This window comes from Clostridium sp. FS41 (genome assembly GCF_000954015.1).
GTDB classification, from domain to species: domain Bacteria; phylum Bacillota; class Clostridia; order Lachnospirales; family Lachnospiraceae; genus Enterocloster; species Enterocloster citroniae.
This window is the reverse complement of record NZ_JYHN01000064.1, coordinates 252,790-267,146: the sequence shown is the minus strand read 5'-3', so window position 1 is coordinate 267,146 and position 14,357 is coordinate 252,790. Positions and strand designations below refer to the sequence as shown.

The window sequence follows — 14,357 nt, the reverse complement described above, 5'->3', positions numbered from 1 at the left end:
TTAAAGCAGCAAGCGAAAGCTTCAGCTATGATGGAAAGCCACACAGCAACAATGGGTATGAAGTGGTCGGAAACGTAGGAACGGATACGATAAGCGCAGTAGTAGAGGGAAGCATCACCTACCCAAGCCAGAGCCCCGTGGATAATAAGGTAGTAAGCCATACATTCACAAGCGGTGAGGAGGGCAACTACAGCGTGCAGTACATGGACGGAAGTTTGACCATGGAATACGGTGAGCAGATTGAAATCACCATCACAGCAGCAAGTGAGAGCTTCCCGTATGATGGAAATCCGCACAGCAATGCGGGCGTGACTGTAACAGAAGGAAACCTGATAGCAGGTGATCGTCTGGTAGCAGAAGCAGAAGGAAGTATCACTAATGTAGCGGATACATTTGCAGGAAATAACCTGGTAAAGGAAGGCTACAAGGTAATGAACGGTGATGAGGATGTGACGGCCAAGTACAAGATCACACCCCAGACAGGAACCTTAACAGTGACACCGAAGGAAGTAATTATCACAGCAGCAAGCGAGAGTTTCATCTATGATGGAACCTTGCACAGAAATGGTGGATATGAGGCAACTGGAACCGTAGGAGCGGATGCAGTAAATGCAGTGGTAGAGGGAAATATTACCTACCCAAGCCAGAGCCCTGTGGATAATAAGGTAGTAAGCCATACATTCACAAGCGGTGAGGAGAGCAACTACAGCGTACAGTACATGGACGGAAGTTTGACTATGGAATACGGTGAGCAGGTTGAAATTACCATCACAGCAGCAAGTGAGAGCTTCCCGTATGATGGAAATCTGCACAGCAATGCAGGCGTGACTGTAACAGAAGGAAACCTGATAGCAGGTGATCGTCTGGTAGCAGAAGCAGAAGGAAGTATCACTAATGTAGCGGATACATTTGCAGGAAATAACCTGGTAAAGGAAGGCTACAAAGTAATGAACGGTGATGAGGATGTGACGGATAAGTACAGTATTACGCCTCAGTCTGGCACCTTAACAGTAACACCGAGGGAAGTAATTATTACAGCAGCAAGCGATAACTTTAGTTATGATGGAAATCCACACAGCAATGATGGATATGTGGCAATTGGAACTGTGGGGATGGATGCGGTAAGCGCAGTAGTAGAGGGAAGCATCCTCTACCCGAGCCAGAGTCCGGTGGATAACAAGATAGTAAGCCATACATTCACAAGTGGCGAGGAAAGCAACTACACCGTTCAGTATGTAGATGGAAGCCTGACCATGGAATATGGTGAACAGCTGGAGATTACCATCACAGCAGCAAGTGAGAGTTTCCCATATGATGGGAACACACACAGTAATACAAGTGTAATCGTAACAGAGGGGAACCTGATAGAGGGAGACCAGTTAGTAGCAGAGTCCACCGGAAATGTTGTTAATGTGATAGACAGTATTGCTGGAAATAATCCAGTAGCGGAAGGTTATAGAATCATGAATGGTTCTGAAGACGTAACTGCTAAATACACTATTACACCGGTTGCTGGAACATTAGAGGTAATCCCGAAAGAAGTAACCATCACTGCTATATCAACGAGTAAAGATTATGGTCAGCAAGATCCAATTTTCACTGGAATAGTTGAAGGATTGATTGCTGAAGATGATTTAGGAACTGTAACATTTAGTCGTATGCCGAGCGATAATGATAAAGAGAATGTTGGAGATGATATTTCATTGACTGCATTCTATGCGCCAAATACGAACTATAAAGTAAAAGTTGTTCCGGGTAAATTAGTAATTATGGCCTCGAACGAAAATGCAGTACTTGTTACTGGGCGTGAAATCACATATGACGGAAATGCTTATGGCTTGACTGATGCGCATGCAGTAAGAGATGGTTCAACCTTACATTACTCAACTGATAATGTGACCTTTACAGAAGAAGCGCCAACCTTTACAGAATCAGGAGTCTACGTAGTATATGTGAAGGCTACTAATCCCAATTACCTTGAAACGCAGGTTGTAGAAGGAAAAGTGATCATTCATAAACGTGATATTACATTTACAGCCGATTCTGCAAGTAAAACATATGACGGAACACCGCTGACAAATGATTCTGCAACAGTTAGTTCAGGAACAATTGTAAAGGGGCAGACATGGACAGTAAAAGTAACTGGTAGCCAGACTGCTGTAGGAACAAGTAAGAATGTAGCAAGTGGAGCAGTTATACAAGATGGAGATAGGGATGTGACTGCAAATTACAATATTAGTTACATTTCAGGTGACTTAACCGTCAAATCCTCAGGCAGCAGCGGAGGCGGCGGAGGCGGCGGTGGTTCTACCCCAGGCCGTGTAACCCCATCCGAAGGTGGCCCAGGCGTAACCATTATGCCGGAAGACGTACCATTGGCACAGCTTCCAGGATCACCAGTTGACACAACGCTCATTGATGACGGAGAGATTCCGTTAGCAGGGCTGCCAAAGACAGGACAGAGTTCTGTTAAGTCAACACTTACAATGATGATGTCCGGTATCTTCCTTGTGCTGACGGCTATGAGCAAGAAGCGAAAAGAAGAGGATTCCTGATAATCGGAAGGTAAACAAAAATTAAGTATTAAATAAGAAAGAAGGCGGCATCTGACGGCTGAGAAATCAGCCGGAGGGTGCCGCCTTCTTTGCGTTTTGAGGTGAAAAAATCTCATATTACTCATACAAAAATCAACACATGTCTAATAATACGATTACAAAACAAATTTACGTTTTTCCTAAAAATGTAACTGATTTGTAACTGTGGTTTGATATACTGTTTTTAGAAAATAAAAACCTGTTTTTGGAAAATAAAGATCTTAAGAGAGGAGAAACAATATGGAAAGAAGAAGTGGAGCCAGGGCAATTGTAAGAAACATGCACAGTGTGCAGAGAAGATTTCTTGCATTTGTACTTGCGGCAGCGATGATCTTCACAAATGTGGGCGCAAATATGAATCAGCATATGCAGCCGGCTCATCGGAATCAGTTACATTTTCAATGAGCGGTTCACAGCTTGTGAAAGCCGTTGAAGAGGCGATTGCCGATGGTAATGAAATTACAGCAGATGACCTCGATTTCACCAATGGAAAGATCGCTGAATTTGAGGAATTATTATTTGGGGAAGGTAAGATATACGAGGCGTTCCCCGATCCGGAAGGCGGCAGCATGGATGCTGAACTGAGAGTGTTTGTACGTCTGCCCGAGGATGCCGATGACATGTACATGGTAACCGGCGATGAGGAGATTATCTTCTTATATGTAAACAACGGAGAGGGGACCATCAGCTGTACCACAGAGATCACAAGAATGGATGATGGTACGGAAAAAGTTAAAAAGACCAAGCGGGTAACTGTAAAGAGTTACGAGGCAGCATACGGTGATGAGGAAGTCAATATTATTTCCAAACCGGTTGAGACACCTGCCCCCGAGGAAACACAGGAACCATCTGCAGAAGAGACAACTTCTCCCGCAGAGACCGTGAATCCGGAAGAAACAACCGTACCGGATGAGAATGTAACCGTACCGGAAGAAACAACTGTACCGGAAGAAACCACTGCCGCAGAAGAAAGCACTTCTCCGGATGAGAGTACAACTGCTCCGGAAGAGACAGATGCAGCAGATGCAACCACAGCAGCTCCGGAAGAAAGCCAGACAGAGGCGCAGCCGGAAGAAACAACAGAAGCCGCTGAGGAAAATACTCCTGAAACAGAGGCTCCTAAGACTGAATCAGCTGAACCGGTGGCATCCATCATGCGTCATTACGCTCCGGTAGTTGCAGACAGCGAGAACAGCGAAGCAGCACCTGAGGCAAAGGAAGAGACAGAAGCTCCTGAACCGGAAAAAGAGGAAGAACCTAAGGGTACAGAAACTCCTGAAAAAGAAGATGCAGCCGAAGTAACAGAAGCAACAGAAGCAACCGAGGAGATTACAGACACTTCGGAAGCAGCTGATCCCACCGAGTCCGCACAGGCTCCCGAGGAATCAGCAGAAGATACAATCGCTGAAGCTGACGAAGAGACCACTGTACCGGATACAGAGGACACAACACCGGCAGAAAGCGATTTTGCAGACAGCAGCGAAAGCAAGGCAGATGTGCCTTCAGAGCCGGAAGAAACGGTTGGAACCGCTACATCATCCACCGCAGAGCAGACAAAGGAAGCTCCTTCAGAGGAGACCCATGTTTCCAAGGCCGGAACAGCGGATCTGGTTGGAATGGGGTATTGCTCCACTGCAAAGGCATATGTAACTACCATCAACCAGCTGAAGGCTTTGGATGATTTTGACGGGTACAAGGTTTCTTACGCTGTTTACCCCGAGGCAAGCGCACGGATCGTGGAAGGACTCAGGGGCGTGGAAGAAGGCGGAACATTAACCTTTGGCGTTAAGAACCAGCTTGGTTCCGCAATTGATTATGTTTCTGTCAATGATGAGATCATTGAGGCTGACGCAGTTGTTGATAATGACAATGGTTCTCAGACAGCATGGTATTCTGTTCCGGATATCTATGAAGAGCAGGATGTACAGGTTTATATGAATGAAACCATGGCGCATCCGGCAGTTGAGCTGGAACCCATTGTGATGGAAGACGGCGTGATCATTTATATCAGTGCAGACGAAGGCGTTCTCCCTGTTGGAGTGACGGCATCCGCTGCAAGGGTAAATGAAGATGTTGAAAATGCAGTAAAAGAAACCGCGCAGGCAGATGCGGATGGCGCAGTTGTTTCATCCGTTATGGCTTATGATATTAACCTCTGGTTAGGCGATAAGCTGCTGGATTCCGACATCTGGGGCGGAAGCAAACGGGTAAAGGTAACATTTGCGGGAGCTCCTGTACAAGAGCAGAATGCCCAGTCCGACAACGTTGAGGTTATGTATGTTGAGACTGTTCAGGACAATGACAAGAATGAGAAAGAAAAGGCAGCTGCACAGGAGATCGATATTACGGCAGCGGATATTGTGAATGTGGAAGCGGTTGGTACATCCGTTGATGAGGCATCCGTATCATTTGAAGCAAAACATTTTTCCATCTATGCAATTGTTGGTACAGAATATCATAAGGACTCCTATACAATGTATGCGGGGCAGACCATAACCCTTCAGGCACGCAATGCCTCCACTGGGGGAACATGGACTTCATCTGATCCCAGTATAGTGAGCGTGACAAAGAGCGGAACTGACTGGTATCCATATGCGCTTGTTCATGCCAATGATGCCGGCAGCAAGAAGGTGACTATTACCTATTCATATTATGCATGGGGAAGCCGGCGCACACAGGAATTTGAAATTACCGTTAAACGGAATGAAGTAAAAGCATATTTCTATGTTCAGAGGCCCGGCATGGATCCTGGTTCATTGCTGGATAAGGATTGGAAGTATGTAGGGCAGGGAAATATTGATGTAAGCGGTATTAAGAATCAGTATGGAACGGATATGGCAGGAGGAAAGGGACATTACAGTCTTGATGATCCGGCCAGCAGAGTCATTACCTACCCGGCTGATGCCAATATTAAGAAAGTCATAGCAGACCTTTACGAAGTTTCGGTTAATGACATTGATGTGGAAATTTCATACGCACCTTACAAAATAACCTATCCCATGGGATGGGTGGATGCAGATGGAACAGGACATGACGCTAACAAGGCAGTCTACCATGTGGATATGACAGCCAGCGTAACCACCAAAGAGAAGGCTACGGCAACCTATTGGCTGTGGGATGCAGGTGAAAGCGGATACCAGCCCGTGGAGAGCTATGATGTAAAGATTGGTGATACTACATCACCTAAGAAGAACTATCCTGCTTCTAAGACAGCAGACGGTGTGGAGTATGTATTCAGCGGATGGTACACAGACGCTGACCGCAGCCAGACAGCCAAATTCCCGTATCAGGTTGACAAGATGGCTAACTTCTATGCCAAGTATATTCCGAATCCATCTATAACGGTTCATTACGAGGCCATAGGGGGAGGAAGCGTATCTCCAACCAAAGAAGATTTTAAGGCGTATACTGAAAATCCAAAGGGATCAACAGGAACAACACCTTCAGGATACGTGTTTAAGGGATGGTTTGACAATGACGAGGGTGCGGGAGAACCTATTTCTACCGACCTTAAGTTCACACCCAGCAAGCCGGAAGGCGGATGGATTGACGGAATGACCTTCTACGCAGTGTGGGAGGGAGCTATGGATACCCTTACCTACGATGCAAATAAAGGCGCCGGAACCATGGAACCAAGTAAAGGAAACGTGGGCGGTGGTGTCATTGTAAAGGAAAATGAGTTTACCAGAGACGGATACTACTTTGCAGGTTGGAATACAGAAGAAGACGGAACAGGCGCCGCCTATGAGCCGGGTGAAACATATACTCTGACCGCAGGGGATGACATTTTGTTCGCAGTGTGGAAGGAAGTAGGAACCTTTAAGGTTTGGGCATATTATCCTGATATAAATCCTGATCTCAGCTATGGCGACTGGATTGAAATGTATGAGGACTACGGCCCTGATAATGCTCCATTGACCTACAAAAAGAATGGAACCCAGAGCGGTGAGGACCTGACCCTTGATGGGGTAAATGAAATTCTGGCATACAGCAAAGCTCAGACTGAATTGGCCCATGAAGGGGCTCAGATCAGTTCCGTATACCTGCAGTATGAGACAGATGAAACAGACACAGGGTGGTCTGCTGCAATTTATGCCACATTAAAAGACAGCAAAGCTATTGCATTTGAAGGATTAAGTGACGAAGTATTCCATGAAGGCAAAGAGTCGCGCCTGCACATCACCTACAGACTTCCAAGAACCGTTGAGGTGGAATACTGGAAGAGTACGGGAACAGGCTATGAACAAGTGGCTGATGAAGGATACAAAGTAGGTCCGGCATATGTATATGCGTATGATGATATTAACATTTCAGAGACCTCCACGTCCCAGCAGGATATCTTAAAGATAGTTCCGGATTCCCTGCCAGGATACAGTGTGGATAAAGCAGTCTATCTGACGGGAGACAGCGTTCCCACGGGAACAGAGAATGCATTAGCTGGCAAGTACCGCGTGAAGGATACCAGAGCAGTCCAGAGGATCTGTATATTATTAGAAGAAAATGAGGATGTAACCTTAACTTATGTGGCAGGCATTGGCGGCAGTGTGAACCCTGAAAGCGAAACGGTCGCTCCGGCAACCGGTATTGCAGAAGGTTCCGAAGCAACACCATTGCCAGGTTACCACTTTGTGAACTGGACAGTGAATGACCGGGAGGTGGGAACCACCCCAGTCTTAGACACTCAGGAAATCGATGCAGTGGCAAAAGCCGGCGGCATTTATAAAGCAACTACGTTTAAGGCTAATTTTGAAGAGGATGCGGATGTAACCATCAATTATGTGGCAACAGCGGGCGGAAATGTCAGTGTACCAAGTGAAACCCTTGCCCCTGTTACCGATGACGCGGCTGGCTCCACCGCAAGCTCCCTGCCCGGATATCACTTTGTGAACTGGACCAATGAAAAGGGAATTGAAGTCAGCAAAGACTTAAAGTATGTGCCGGCGCGGGTGAATGGCTTGAATGTAGCTGCTACCTATACGGCGAACTTTGCAGAAGATTCTAATATTACCATTTTATACAGGGCAACAGAAGGCGGAACTGTGAAGCCATCCTATGAAACCCTTGCACCTGTAAGCGGTAATGCAGCAGGTTCCGTGGCGGAAGCGCTGCCCGGTTACCATTTTGTAAAATGGACCAACACAGCAGGCGATGTAGTGGGCGAAGACCCTGCATATGTGCCTGCCAAGATAAACGGAATGAATGTGGCAGCTATTTACACAGCCCATTTTGAAGAAGATGCAGATGTAACTATTAAGTATGAAGCAACAACAGGCGGAAGCGTAGATCCTGAAAGCGAGACACTTGCACCGGTGACAGATGATGCAGCAGGTTCCGAGGCAAAGGCACTGCCGGGATATCATTTCGTAAACTGGACCAATGCGGACGGAGAACAAGTCAGCACGGATCTGAATTATGTACCTGCCAAAGTAAACGGACTGAATGTGGCAGCTACTTACACAGCCCATTTTGAAGAAGATGAAGATGTAACGATTGAATACAGAGCAACAGCAGGCGGAAACGTAGATCCTGGAAGCGAGACACTTGCGCCGGTGACAGATGATGCAGCAGGTTCCACAGCAGCAGCATTGCCGGGTTACCATTTCGTGAAGTGGACCAATGCAGCCGGAGACGAAGTCGGCACAGATCTGAAATTTGTACCTGCCAAAGTAGATGGACTGAATGTGGCAGCCGTTTACACAGCCCATTTTGAAGAGGATGCAGATGTTACCATCAAGTATGAGGCAACAACAGGCGGAAGCGTAGATCCTGAAAGCGAGACACTTGCACCGGTGACCGGTGTGGCAGCAGGTTCCGAGGCAAAAGCACTGCCGGGTTACCATTTTGTAAACTGGACCAATGCGGCTGGAGAAGAAGTGGGAACGGATCTGAACTATGTACCTGCCAAGGTAAACGGGCTGAATGTAGCAGCCACTTACACGGCACATTTTGAAGAAGATGAATCAGTGACAGTCAACTATGTGGCTGACATTGGAGGAACCGTTAACCGGGCAGAGGAGACTCTGGCACCGGCAACCGGCAAACCGGAAGGCGCAAAGGCAGCTGCGGAAGATGGATATGTATTTACCCATTGGACTAATGAGGCCGGTGAGAAGGTAGGAGTGGATGAAACCTTTATTCCAAAGAAGAATTCTGAAACTCAGGTATTTGAAGCAGATACCTATACAGCCCACTTTGCCATGAGAGGCGATTTAAGCTACAGGGTTGAATACTACTATGACGGAGTCTTAGGTGAAGTTGATACCAAGGACAATGTAACATTCGGAACAGAAATTCCATTTACCACAGTGCCAAGAGACTTTAACGGCAGGAACTATATCTTTGAAAGCGCCAACGGCCCCAGGACAGCAGGTTCTGACAGCAACGCCAATCTTGTGAAGGTATATTATGTATTAGATGATATTGGCGGGAAGGACCCGCAGACCCCGGATGGAATACCTGATAAATATCAGATCACCTTTACGTATGTGGCAGGCAATAACGGAACCGTCAGCGGGACCACCAGTGAGGTTCACACCATCCAGCAGATCACCAGGGATCCGGAGACCAATGAGATCATCAAGGTTGGCAGTGTAACACCGGCTCACCCAAGGGCAGATGTTACCACAGGCGCCAACAGCGGATACACGTTCAACAACTGGAGTATTGATGGAAATGCAGGTAAGACCTATATTAATACAGATGCAGTGAAAGCTGATTCATTTGTACAGGATACCACATTTATTGCAAACTTCAGATCCACCGGTGGAAGCGGCGGAAGCAGCGGCGGTGGAGGCGGAAGCACTTCCGGCGGAGCCGGACGCTATACTCAGACAGACGGAGGACCGGGAGTAGTAAGCATTAATCCCCAGGATGTACCATTGGCACCACTTCCCGAAACACCATTTACTACCATCGAGGATGATGAAGTACCGCTGGCACCACTGCCCAAAACCGGTCAGGGTTATGCCAAATCAACATTAACCATGGTGATGTCCGGTATCTTACTGATGCTGACAGCCATAAGCAAGAAGCGGAAGGAAGAAGAGTCCTGATAATCAGTAAAAATGGAATCAAACATGGAGTGAAATAAAATACAGGCAGCGCCCAATGGCTGGAAAACCAGCCGGAAGGCGCTGCCTTTTTGCCGCCAAGATATCCAAAAAAAGATTAAAATCGCCTAACCCATATTGCCATTGACTAACAGCCGTTGTGAGAATTAAACTATAATCAGACCAGGATAATACCGGAAAAGCAGGGCACAATAAATCTGACAGATCAAGATACATGGAGGTAGGGCTATGCAGTCATTGACAGAAGTTAAGGCAGGAACTGAATGCACCATTAAGTGGATGTTTGGGGCGCCCCAGGTGATGGAGCTCATGAACCAATATGATATAAAGGAAGGAAGCACCATCAGCGTGTTTGGCCAGGGATGGAACAGCACCATCATCGGACGGGATGATGTACGCCTTGCCATCGGAAGTGAGATCGCGGCGCGCATCAAGGTGTAAAGCCGGATGGAGCGTTTATAAGAAGAGATAAGCTGATACAGATATTGCGGATGCCGGGTTCATATCCCTTTCAGGATATGGATCCGGCAATCTTGTTGTCCCTGTCTTTCCCGCCATAGGGATGGAACGGATGTAATCTGATGACATATCATCTATAAAAATACGGGATTTAATGCTATAATTGAACACAGGTATGAATTTGGAAAGGGCAGGAGTGAGATCCGGTCCGGGAATCGCCGCAATAAAGGAAAAGGGGTATGGAAGGTATGGAAGAAATTACAGAACAGATCAGCCTTCCCTATGGAAGGGGATTGCTGCAGGCAGACATTTCCAAGAAACGGATCAGGGCTGTGCTGAACACAAAGCTTAACCGGTATGTGCCGGAGTTTTCTGAGGAGGAGCTGGTCAGGAAATCCCTGGAGCATCCCATAGGGAGCAAACGGTTAAGGGAACTGGCCCGGGGCAGGCAGAGGATCGTGGTCATTACCTCGGACCACACAAGGCCGGTGCCCAGCAGGATCACCATGCCTTTGATCCTCAGTGAGATCCGGGAAGGGAATCCCGGGGCGGATATAACCATATTGGTGGCCACCGGCTGCCACCGTGGCATGACGGAGGCGGAGATGAGCGCAAAATTCGGCGGGGACATTGTGGGAAAGGAAAAGATCGTGGTCCATGACTGTGACGACAGGGAACAGCTGGTGGATCTGGGTTATCTTCCTTCAGGAGGGCGTCTGATTCTGAACCGGCTGGCAGCGGAGGCGGATCTGCTGGTTGCTGAGGGATTCATTGAACCCCATTTCTTTGCCGGATTTTCAGGGGGACGAAAAAGCGTGCTTCCCGGCGTGGCGGCCAGGGAAACAGTACTGTATAACCACAATTCCGCCTTTATTGCTGACAGCTGTGCCAGGACCGGCCGGATCCAGGGCAATCCCCTGCACCGTGACATGCTTTACGCTGCCCGCAGGGCAGGGCTGGCTTTTATTGTTAATGTGGTCCTTAACTCAGATCATATCATTCTCAACTGCTTTAGCGGGGATTGCGACCAGGCCCATATTGAGGGGAGGAAATGGCTGCTGCCGCTTTGTAAGGTCAGTGCGGATCCGTCTGATATTGTGATCGTGACCAATGGCGGGTATCCCCTGGATCAGAACATGTATCAGGCGGTAAAGGGAATGACGGCGGCAGAGACCATTGTAAAGAAAGGCGGAGTGATCATCATGGCAGCCAGATCAGAGGACGGCCATGGCGGGGAGGCGTTTTACCGCACCTTCAGGGAGGAAGCGGACGAGGACAGGATTCTGGAAAAATTCTTGAAAACGCCGGCAGAGCGGACCATTGTTGACCAGTGGCAGTCACAGATATTTGCCAGGGTGCTTAAGAAGGCCAGGGTGGTATATATTTCTGATATGCCCGGTCAGCTGGTCAGGGAAATGCACATGATACCTGCGGGAAGCGTGGAGGAAGGGATCCGCACAGCGGACCGCCTTCTGGGGCGGGAGGATTCCCTGATCACTGTGATTGTGGACGGGGTATCTGTAATAACAGAGTGCAGCACCATGAAAGGAGACATATGTCAGAACAATTAATGACAGCAGCCGTATATCAAGGCAAAGGGAATATTGTCCTGGAGAAGCGCCCGGTTCCAAGGCTTTTGCATCCCCAGGATGCCATTATCAAAGTAACCCTTACCACCATCTGCTCCAGCGACATACATATCAAACACGGAGCCGTGCCAAAGGCTGTGCCGGGTACTATTCTGGGACATGAGTTTGTGGGGATCGTGGAGAAGATAGGAGCAGGGGTCAAGGGGGTCAGGCCGGGAGACCGGGTGGCTGTCAATGTGGAGACTTTTTGCGGGGAATGCTATTTCTGCAAAAGGGGCTATGTGAACAACTGCACGGACGAACACGGCGGATGGGCGCTGGGATGCCGCATAGACGGCGGGCAGTCGGAGTATGTAAGGATCCCCTTTGCCGACAATGGGCTGACAAAGATACCCGACCTTGTGACGGATGAGGCGGCATTGTTTACCGGGGATCTGCTTTCTACCGGCTACTGGGGCGCTGCCCTGGCTGAGATCAAGCCTGCCGATACCGTGGCCGTCTTAGGGGCAGGACCCACGGGGCTGTGCACCCTTATGTGCGCCCGGCTGTATGGCCCGGCCCGGGTGATCGCAGTGGATGTGTCGGATGAGCGTCTGGAGCTGGCCAAGGCCCGGGGGCTTGCGGACGTGACCTTAAATCCCCTCAGCCGGAATGTGGAGCAGGAGATCCTACGGCTGACAGATGGACGGGGGGCGGATGCTGTTTTAGAGGCGGCCGGAGGCAGGGACACATTCCAGACCGCCTGGAAGATTGCCAGACCTAACGCAGTGGTGTGTGTGGTGGCCATGTACGGGGAGGCCCAGACACTGCCTTTGCCGGATATGTACGGTAAGAATCTTGTGTTTAAGACAGGCGGCGTGGATGCGTCCTGCTGCGGACAGATCATGGAGCTGATCCGGGTGGGCCGCCTGGATACCGGCTGCCTGATCACCCACAGGACAACGCTGGATCATATAATGGAAGCATATGATGTATTTGAGAACAAAAAGGATCATGTGATCAAGTATGCGATCAAAGTGGAATAGGGGGAAATGCAGATGGCTGAATTTCTCTGTAAATAGCTAGGAATAGCGGGAAGTATGGCTGAAACAGTAAGATGGGGATAGAAAATACTGGAAAAATGATGTATGATAAAAGGAATGGCAAAAACAGAAAGACAGGTAGGCCATAGGCATGGCAGACCGGGGAAATGGGGTGTAGTATTGCAACAGTCAGATACGGATATGATTGAGGGTGGTATATTTAAGTCCATACTATGGTTTTCAATTCCACTGCTCATAGGAAACTTCTTTCAGCAGCTTTATAACACAGTGGATTCCTATGTGGTTGGAAATTTTGTGAATACCAATGCGCTGGCCGCTGTGGGGGCGTCCACGCCGGTGATCAACATGCTGGTGGGGTTCTTTATGGGGCTTTCAGCAGGCGCCGGCGTGGTCATATCGCAATATTTTGGGGGAAAGCAAAAAGAGGAGATGAGCAGGGCGGTTCACAGCTCTGTGGCTCTCACAGCGCTTCTCAGCATAGTGTTCACGGGAGCGGGCATGGTTCTCACCAAACCTCTGCTGCGGGCCATCGGGGTGCCGGAAGAGGTGCTGCCCCATTCTTCCCTGTATCTGCTGATCTATTTTGGCGGAATCACATTTTCCCTATTCTATAATATGGGCGCAGGCATCCTGCGGGCAGTGGGGGATTCAAAACATCCCCTGATCTATCTGGCTGTGGCCAGTCTCGTGAATATTGCCCTGGATTTTCTGTTTGTATGTGGGTTCCACATGGGGATTGCAGGTGTGGCCATTGCCACCATCATTGCCCAGGCAGTCAGCTCGGCCATGGTCCTGTATAAACTGATGCACACTCAGGAGGATTACAGGATCGAGCTGCGCAAGGTGCGTTTCCATAAAAAAATGGTCCGCCGGATCGTGTCCCTGGGATTTCCCGCAGCCCTTCAGCAGAGCATCACATCCTTTTCCAATGTGGTGGTGCAGTCCTATATTAATTTCTTTGGCGCGGCAGCCATGGCCGGGTATTCCGCCATGCTGAGGATCGATGGATTCCTGCAGCTTCCGCTTCAGAGTTTTAATATGGCCATCACAACATTTGTGGGCCAGAACATAGGAGCACGCAAGTATAAAAGGGTAAAAAAGGGAATCTGGGCCGCCTGGGCCATGTGTTCCCTGGTGATTCTTGTGGGTTCTGTCTGTATGTATTTCTTTGCATCATTCCTCATCAGCATCTTTACGGATGATGCCCAGGTGATCGCCAATGGAAGCGGTATGCTCCGGATATTCTCCACAGCCTACATCATCCTTCCTGTGATCCAGATACTCAACGGTGCATTAAGAGGGGCAGGGCTTTCCAAGATCCCAATGTTCTTTATGCTGGGCTGCTTTGTGGTCCTGAGACAGATTTATCTCATGATCGCGGTCCCCATGACCCACAACATGTTTGTGGTTCTTACAGGCTGGCCGGTTACCTGGGTCATCTGCGCCATCGGTATGCTGATCTATTATGTGAAAGCGGATTGGCTGCCCAAGGAGGCGGAGGAGCAGGGGGAGGTAAAAATCAATCAGTGTGAGCAGATATAAAAACAGATATTAAACAAACACAAAAAGTATGAATAAATGGAACACCGGATTTATGCAGTG

General features: G+C 48.6%; 7 protein-coding genes. All 7 read left to right on the top strand.

Translation table 11 applies throughout. The features are described 5' to 3' along the window. Nucleotides 1–2,555, top strand: a 2,555-nt coding sequence (locus CLFS41_RS30810; RefSeq protein WP_045093166.1) for a doubled motif LPXTG anchor domain-containing protein, incomplete at its 5' end; no start/stop codon positions are given. A gap of 279 nt (nt 2,556–2,834) precedes the next feature. Continuing rightward, the gene (locus CLFS41_RS30135) at nt 2,835–2,999 is read left to right on the top strand and encodes a hypothetical protein (RefSeq protein ID WP_161797496.1); all 165 of its coding nucleotides are present in this window, start codon (nt 2,835–2,837) and stop codon (nt 2,997–2,999) included. A gap of 14 nt (nt 3,000–3,013) precedes the next feature. Beyond that, nucleotides 3,014–9,646, top strand: coding sequence for a doubled motif LPXTG anchor domain-containing protein (locus CLFS41_RS29100; protein ID WP_152649053.1), 6,633 nt, complete (start codon nt 3,014–3,016; stop codon nt 9,644–9,646). Nucleotides 9,647–9,892: 246 nt separating this feature from the next. Next, nucleotides 9,893–10,105 carry a ferrous iron transport protein A gene (locus CLFS41_RS19235; protein WP_007868571.1) on the top strand — a complete coding sequence of 71 codons (213 nt, stop codon included), beginning with the start codon at nt 9,893–9,895 and terminating at the stop codon, nt 10,103–10,105. 266 nt (nt 10,106–10,371) lie between these two features. Further along, the gene (gene larA, locus CLFS41_RS19230; RefSeq protein ID WP_045093189.1) at nt 10,372–11,694 is read left to right on the top strand and encodes a nickel-dependent lactate racemase; all 1,323 of its coding nucleotides are present in this window, start codon (nt 10,372–10,374) and stop codon (nt 11,692–11,694) included. Next, a complete protein-coding gene (locus CLFS41_RS19225) occupies nt 11,679–12,737 on the top strand; it encodes an alcohol dehydrogenase (protein ID WP_007868565.1) in 1,059 nt (352 codons plus the stop codon). The genes larA and CLFS41_RS19225 overlap by 16 nt, the downstream gene beginning before the upstream one ends. 102 nt (nt 12,738–12,839) lie before the next feature. Beyond that, nucleotides 12,840–14,297, top strand: a complete 1,458-nt coding sequence (locus CLFS41_RS19220) for an MATE family efflux transporter (protein WP_082082639.1) — start codon at nt 12,840–12,842, stop codon at nt 14,295–14,297. Nucleotides 14,298–14,357 lie beyond the last annotated feature (60 nt).

Excerpts from the sequence above, each read along its gene's own strand:
- CLFS41_RS19235 (WP_007868571.1), top strand. The coding sequence starts at position 9,893 with ATGCAGTCATTGACAGAAGTTAAGGCAGGAACTGAATGCACCATTAAG.
- larA (WP_045093189.1), top strand. The coding sequence starts at position 10,372 with ATGGAAGAAATTACAGAACAGATCAGCCTTCCCTATGGAAGGGGATTG.
- CLFS41_RS19225 (WP_007868565.1), top strand. The coding sequence starts at position 11,679 with ATGTCAGAACAATTAATGACAGCAGCCGTATATCAAGGCAAAGGGAAT.
- CLFS41_RS19220 (WP_082082639.1), top strand. The coding sequence starts at position 12,840 with ATGATAAAAGGAATGGCAAAAACAGAAAGACAGGTAGGCCATAGGCAT.
- CLFS41_RS30135 (WP_161797496.1), top strand. The coding sequence starts at position 2,835 with ATGGAAAGAAGAAGTGGAGCCAGGGCAATTGTAAGAAACATGCACAGT.